General features: G+C 61.3%; 14 protein-coding genes. All 14 read left to right on the top strand.

Annotated elements, in window-relative coordinates:
- Positions 1 to 177: 177 nt before the first annotated feature.
- Complete coding sequence (locus B2527_RS02615; protein WP_293705987.1) at positions 178 to 510, top strand: hypothetical protein; 333 nt, start codon at positions 178 to 180, stop codon at positions 508 to 510.
- Entirely contained in the window at positions 507 to 818 is a 312-nt protein-coding gene (locus B2527_RS02620) for a hypothetical protein (protein ID WP_293705988.1), read from the top strand. The genes B2527_RS02615 and B2527_RS02620 overlap by 4 nt, the downstream gene beginning before the upstream one ends.
- The gene (locus B2527_RS02625) at positions 815 to 1,204 is read left to right on the top strand and encodes a hypothetical protein (protein ID WP_293705989.1); all 390 of its coding nucleotides are present in this window, start codon (positions 815 to 817) and stop codon (positions 1,202 to 1,204) included. Before B2527_RS02620 ends, B2527_RS02625 begins: the two co-directional genes overlap by 4 nt.
- Complete coding sequence (locus tag B2527_RS02630; protein WP_293705990.1) at positions 1,201 to 1,473, top strand: hypothetical protein; 273 nt, start codon at positions 1,201 to 1,203, stop codon at positions 1,471 to 1,473. Before B2527_RS02625 ends, B2527_RS02630 begins: the two co-directional genes overlap by 4 nt.
- Positions 1,470 to 1,619, top strand: a complete 150-nt coding sequence (locus B2527_RS02635) for a hypothetical protein (protein WP_293705991.1) — start codon at positions 1,470 to 1,472, stop codon at positions 1,617 to 1,619. Before B2527_RS02630 ends, B2527_RS02635 begins: the two co-directional genes overlap by 4 nt.
- 11 nt (positions 1,620 to 1,630) lie before the next feature.
- Complete coding sequence (locus B2527_RS02640) at positions 1,631 to 1,756, top strand: hypothetical protein (RefSeq protein WP_293705992.1); 126 nt, start codon at positions 1,631 to 1,633, stop codon at positions 1,754 to 1,756.
- Entirely contained in the window at positions 1,753 to 1,881 is a 129-nt protein-coding gene (locus B2527_RS02645) for a hypothetical protein (protein ID WP_293705993.1), read from the top strand. The genes B2527_RS02640 and B2527_RS02645 overlap by 4 nt, the downstream gene beginning before the upstream one ends.
- Entirely contained in the window at positions 1,874 to 2,119 is a 246-nt protein-coding gene (locus B2527_RS02650) for a hypothetical protein (protein WP_293705994.1), read from the top strand. Before B2527_RS02645 ends, B2527_RS02650 begins: the two co-directional genes overlap by 8 nt.
- A 9-nt stretch (positions 2,120 to 2,128) precedes the next feature.
- Positions 2,129 to 2,425 (top strand): hypothetical protein, encoded by a 297-nt coding sequence (locus tag B2527_RS02655; RefSeq protein ID WP_293705995.1) that lies wholly within the window; start codon positions 2,129 to 2,131, stop codon positions 2,423 to 2,425.
- A 208-nt stretch (positions 2,426 to 2,633) separates the two neighbouring features.
- On the top strand, positions 2,634 to 3,476 hold the full coding sequence (locus B2527_RS02660; protein WP_293705996.1) for a hypothetical protein: 843 nt from the start codon (positions 2,634 to 2,636) through the stop codon (positions 3,474 to 3,476).
- Complete coding sequence (locus tag B2527_RS02665; protein WP_293705997.1) at positions 3,473 to 4,093, top strand: lambda exonuclease family protein; 621 nt, start codon at positions 3,473 to 3,475, stop codon at positions 4,091 to 4,093. The genes B2527_RS02660 and B2527_RS02665 overlap by 4 nt, the downstream gene beginning before the upstream one ends.
- Positions 4,090 to 4,530, top strand: a complete 441-nt coding sequence (locus tag B2527_RS02670; protein WP_293705998.1) for a single-stranded DNA-binding protein — start codon at positions 4,090 to 4,092, stop codon at positions 4,528 to 4,530. The genes B2527_RS02665 and B2527_RS02670 overlap by 4 nt, the downstream gene beginning before the upstream one ends.
- A gap of 172 nt (positions 4,531 to 4,702) precedes the next feature.
- Complete coding sequence (locus tag B2527_RS19555) at positions 4,703 to 4,927, top strand: DUF551 domain-containing protein (protein ID WP_414716971.1); 225 nt, start codon at positions 4,703 to 4,705, stop codon at positions 4,925 to 4,927.
- On the top strand, positions 4,924 to 5,531 hold a 608-nt coding region (locus B2527_RS02675), incomplete at its 3' end, for a hypothetical protein (RefSeq protein ID WP_293705999.1). The genes B2527_RS19555 and B2527_RS02675, both read left to right, overlap by 4 nt.

Below are 5,531 nucleotides of genomic sequence, written 5' to 3' on the forward strand. Positions count from 1 at the left end.
TCGAGCACTGGCTACCAAGGACGAGTCATGGGCGCTGATGGCAATGCCCTATTCCTGGTTGAGCGCGATGGCGAATACAAGATCGTCGCCGTGTGGGCAGGCATTGCAGGTCAAGACGGCATCAAGCCGAACGTATGGTACACGCTGCGCGACGGCAAGCCGGTTGAGGTCTAAGCCATGAGCCTAGTAGCCCGCAACGAGCAGCAACGGTTGGCGCAGATCGCCTACGACAACCTGATTCCAGGTGAATCAGAAATCGATTTGATGGAGGCGGCCAACGAGCTGCTGGACGACCCGTCCGCCCTGCACGAGATCGCCGCCAACGACCTGCCGTTCTCCATGGACGGCGAGTGGTTCACCGAAGCCACCGAGGCGCTGATCAAGCTCGACGTCAAGCACCCGTCTGACCTGATGGGCTCGCAGCTGCTGACCGACCTGTACCGCCTCGCCAAGACCGTCCGCGCTGCTGCGATGGAAGTGGCACGCGAAAAGGTGGAGGACGCGTCATGAGCGCCATCGACGTAATGACCAGCGTTTCCGTCAGTCCTGACCAGATGGCCGAGATGTTCTGGGAAATGAACTCCGAGCAGCAGGCTGATTTCTTCGCCAAGTTGGACGAGATCGCTGGTTACAAGCTTTGCCTCCAGATGGCATCGGTTGTTCGCGAGATTCAGGAGCGCGGCGACCGTGGCGACCACGCTGCAATGAATGGCTTCCGCACGATGCTGGCCCATTCGCAGGCTTACCACGAGGAAGCAATGGACTACCGCGTGTGGGGCGCTCAGAGCGCTATCGCTCGCATGGGAGCGCAAGCATGACCGCCAACAAGCACACGCCGGATTGGAACGCCGTTGGGCCGGAGCTGCTAAAGGCGCTGCGTGAAGCTGTGGATCTTGCTTGGATTCCTGACAGTCGCATCGTTGAGTTCGATCCGACTGTCAGGTTTGGCCCTTACTACGACTTCGATGGCTTGGACGAAAGCTCGCTGCGCCAAGAATTCCACGGACAGTACGAATGCATCGTATGGCCGGGACGGAAGTGGTCAGCGTATTGCACATACGAAGGCTCCCTCTGGTTTGAGCAGTTTGAGACGGCAGCCGAAGCGAAAGAAAAATGCATGGTGCTTCTGGATCGACTGATCCCGGAACACCCGGCAATGAAAGCCCGCGCCGCAATAGAAAAGGCAACCGGGGGTGCGGCATGAGCTGGGTCGATGTGCTTGATGCAATCACTCGCGCCGAAGGGCAGGCCAGGATGCTCGCGGGGCTGGCTGGTGATCCGCACGCGAATCGACTGCTGAAGGATCTGGCCGAAGCCCGCGCAGCCATCGCCGAGCTGATCGAGGCGGACGAGGAAGTAGACGAGGCCGAGGCGGAATGCGCCAAGTATCCGGGCGAAGGATCGTCACGCTGGCTCGCCAACGCTAAGGCGCGCCGTGCCACTGCCCTCTCCCGCGTGCGAGGCGCCGAATGAGCATCCGCCACATAAAGGTCTGGCTGCGCCGCTTTCCGTCTACCCGTGAGTACGTGCTGGCCTGCGACCTGACTGCTTATTCGCTGATAGCGCTGGCGGTGATCGTGCTGCCGGTCCAACTACTGCAACTTGCTGGGGGTTTGTGATGGATAGCGAAATGACCGTTGTACGCGCCGTCCTCGCCAACGGCGGCAAGTGGCCCGAGCAACTTACCAGTGGAGTGATGTTCTACGAAGGCCGGCGAATTACCTACACCGAGTTCATGAAGGTGGCCAACCCATGACCCCCAGCATCCCAACCGCCGCCGACATAGCAGCAGTGGTGTTTCCGCCGATCAAGGCACCTGACCCGCTGCAAGAACTGGAAGCCAACGAAGGCATCTGCGCACAGGAGAGTGACCGTGATTAAGCCTCAGCCCTACCGCTGGACGTTCGGAACGTTGGTGGTGATCGCCCTGGCAGCAGTTGCCGGTTACCTGCGACTGCCCTCCTTCGCAATCACGCTCGCACTGATCGCGGTGATTGCAATCCTTCTGACCTACGACGAATGGACCGTCTACCTCAAGCAGCGGGCAGCGAAGCCCAAGCACGAGCCGCCGACCACTATCCCCGACTTCCCGGCGCAGACGAAGCGCGACTTTCGATAAGGAAACGACATGCAAGGCATCTACAAGTTCCACGTCTACTGCGGCCGCATGGGGAGCCTTGATGGCGTCTTCATTGCCGATAGCGAGTTGGTTGCTCAGGCTATCGAGAAGGGGCAGGAAGCCTATTTCTACGAAGTCCTCGGAAAGCACTCAGAGATTTCTGTCGGACTTTGTAACGAGAACATCACGCTGGTTTCGCAAGACGAGGCAGTTGTGCGCGTCATCGAAGAACACGATCTGTGCAGCGGAATAAACCCGTTCGAATACCTACGCGAAGACGAAGACGAAGAGCAAGACGAAGACTGACCCTCCCCTAGCCCACCAAGGGGTGGCGCTAATAACCCCTTGGATTCTGCCACCCGAAGGACTCCGCCCGTGTCGATGTACTGCGCCTATCCATGAGGCGGACGGCAGCGGTTGCCACGGGTCCACCGCAAAACGACGCGGCACGACGGGCGCGGCAGATGGCAGGCCGGAAAGACGGTCCGAGTTACCCCTTTACCTGGAGCAGGACATGAGCAACGACAACAATGTAGTGGCCTTCCAGCCAGCCGTAGACAACTACGGGTCACGTTCCCTGACAGCTGCTGATGTGCGCGCTCAGGTAAACCTGATGCAGGACGTGATGCTGGAAGTGATGAAGGACGGCACCCACTTCGGCGTCATCCCCGGCACGAAGCAAAAGAGCCTGTACAAGGCTGGCGCTGAGAAGATCATGAGCACCTTCCGTCTGGCCGCAGACCCGGAAGTGACCGACCTTGGCCGTGACGGCGAGATTCACTATCGCGTCAAGGTGTCGATCCGCTCGGCATCCGGCCAATTCCTGGGCGCAGGCATCGGCGAGTGCAGCAGCAGCGAGGAAAAGTACGCATGGCGGGCAGCTTTGTGTGATGAAGAGTTCGACGCAACGCCGGAGAACCGCCGCCGCATCAAGTTCGCCAAGTGGAATGGCCGCGTCGAGCAAAAGAAGCAGGTCCGCACCAACCCGGCAGACGTTTCCAACACCATCCTCAAGATGGCGAAGAAGCGCGGCCTGACCGATGGCGTTCTGACCGTCACTGCGGCGTCCGACCTGTTCACGCAGGACATTGAAGACCTGCCGGATGAGGTAGTGGCTGAGATTGTTGGACGCGCTCCTCCGAAGTCGGTGCAGGCAGCAGTGCAGCAGGCCACGCCTGCGGACAGTCCAGAGCGCGACTCCGCCCTCGCCTACTTCCGTGGAGAGGCTCAGCACGGTGTCGCTCACTTCCGCGAAGTGTGGAAGAACTCCCCGGCACAGCGCGAGCTGGTCAAGGACCGCGTGCAGGAGTTCAAGGCAATTGCAGAGAAGGCAGACGCCGTGGAGGTGGACCAATGATTCAGGGATCAACCGAATGGCTGGCCGCACGTGCCGGGAAGTTCACGGCCTCCCGCTTCGCCGACCTGATGGCGACCACGAAGTCGGGGCCGTCCGCCAGCCGCCAGAACTTGATTGTCGCCGTGGCCCTGGAGCGACTGACAGGCGAGCCAGAGCAGACCTTCCAGAACGATGCCATGAAGCGCGGCACGGAGCTGGAGCCGCTGGCTCGCGGGGCTTACGAGGCCAAGACGGGCGAGCTGGTGGAGCTGGCGGCGTTCGTTACTGATCCGGGCTGGCCGTCCGTAGGTATTTCCCCTGATGGCCTGCTGGGTGACGACGGGCTGGTGGAGTTTAAGTGCCCCGCGTCGCAGGCCAAGCACCTCGCCGCCCTCCGCGAGGGAGCGCACGCAAGGGAGTACCGCTGGCAGGTACAGGGGCAGATGTGGATCACCCGCCGCCAGTGGTGCGACGTGGTGAGCTTCGATCCCCGTTTCCCCGATGGGCTGCAGCTGGCAATCACCCGCGTGGAGCGGGACGAGAAGGCTATCGATCAACTCAAACAGGCAGTGACCGCAGCAGACGCCGAGGTTGCCGCCATCGTCCAAGACATGAAGAACATGAGGACTGCAGCATGAACAATTACAACGCAATCGGCCGAGTTGGCCGCGACGCTGTGACTCGTTACACGCAGGCAGGGAAGCCTGTTACTGGCTGGGCGCTTGCCGTGGACAAGGGCTGGGGGGACAACAAGCAGACCGTATGGCTCGATTGCTCACTGTGGGGCGAGCGCGGCGAGAAGCTGGCGCAGCACATCACGAAAGGTTCGCAGCTGGGCGTTACCGGCGAGATCGGCACCCGCGAGCACGATGGCAAGACCTACGTAACGCTGGATGTGCGCGACGTGACCCTGGTTGGCGGCAAGCAGGAAGGTAACGGCGGCGGCTCCAACTCCGGCGCGCCAGCCCGTCAGCGTCCGGCGCGGGCTACGGACAGCGTGCCGAGTGCTGCTGAAACCGCCTCAGAGTTCGCAGACGACGATATCCCGTTCGTGACCAAGTTCGGACCCTTCTGATCTACGGGGCGGAATGCGCAGTGGTGATGCGCAGGTTCAGGTTCCAAGGGCGTGACTTTGAACTACGACGGCAAAGAAAGAACTGAGGTTTGAGTCCCAACGTCGCCCCATGCCGGGATCACCTCCGGCCCGCCCCACCCTTTAGGAGCAAGACATGAGCAACAACGGATGGATGCCGATTGAGTCGGCTCCGAAAGAAGGGCCTGACATTCTACTGAGTGGGTTGTACGCCCCATTTCAGGGCTCGTGCCAGTTCACCGGAGTATTCATTGGCGGCTGGGACCCGGATGTCGAGGGCTGGCTGGTTCTTGGCCATGACGACGCGGGGCAACTTATGTACGCAAACCCCACCCACTGGCAGCCCCTCCCCGCTCCCCCGACCGGAGAAGACGCATGAACGGATTTTCAGCAGCAGACATGAGCACGGCAGCGGCGAATGGGCATGCCGAGGGCTATCAGGCTGGGTACGCGGATGCGGTGAAGGCGGTTGAGGCTGGCAAGGACGCCGCAGCGCAGGAGGCGGATATGGTCCTAATCCCTGCCGGAAGTCTGTCCGAAATGGCGCGTGAACTGGAGGGTCGTATTGGGGTTGCAAAGACACTTTCAGATCACGAAGAACATCTCATGACCCTGATCGTGGACGCATATGAGCGAGTCGAAGCCGCCCCCGTCTCCGCAGCGCAGGAGGCGGTGTATCAGATAAGGCATGAGCGCGGATTCTGGCAAGACTCATCCAAGGAGCGCTACGACTGGGCTGCTGAAGATGGTCGAGAGTCCATCTGGGACCGCCGCATTCTCTACGCCGCCCCCGTCGCCGCAGCGCCGGTTGATGCCCCGAGCATTGAATCTGCGCATGCGATGGGTGCGAAAGGTGCCCCGGCCAATGATGCAGAGCGGCTTGCGTTCGAGGCATGGATGCGCGGTCACTGCTGCGCGTCGTGTGCGACGGGGGACGGCGCTGGCTACCGGAGCGATGCCGAGCAGGGTGGCGGTTGCTGCCC

It is taken from the genome of Stenotrophomonas sp. UBA7606 (genome assembly GCF_002477705.1).
GTDB lineage: Bacteria > Pseudomonadota > Gammaproteobacteria > Xanthomonadales > Xanthomonadaceae > Stenotrophomonas.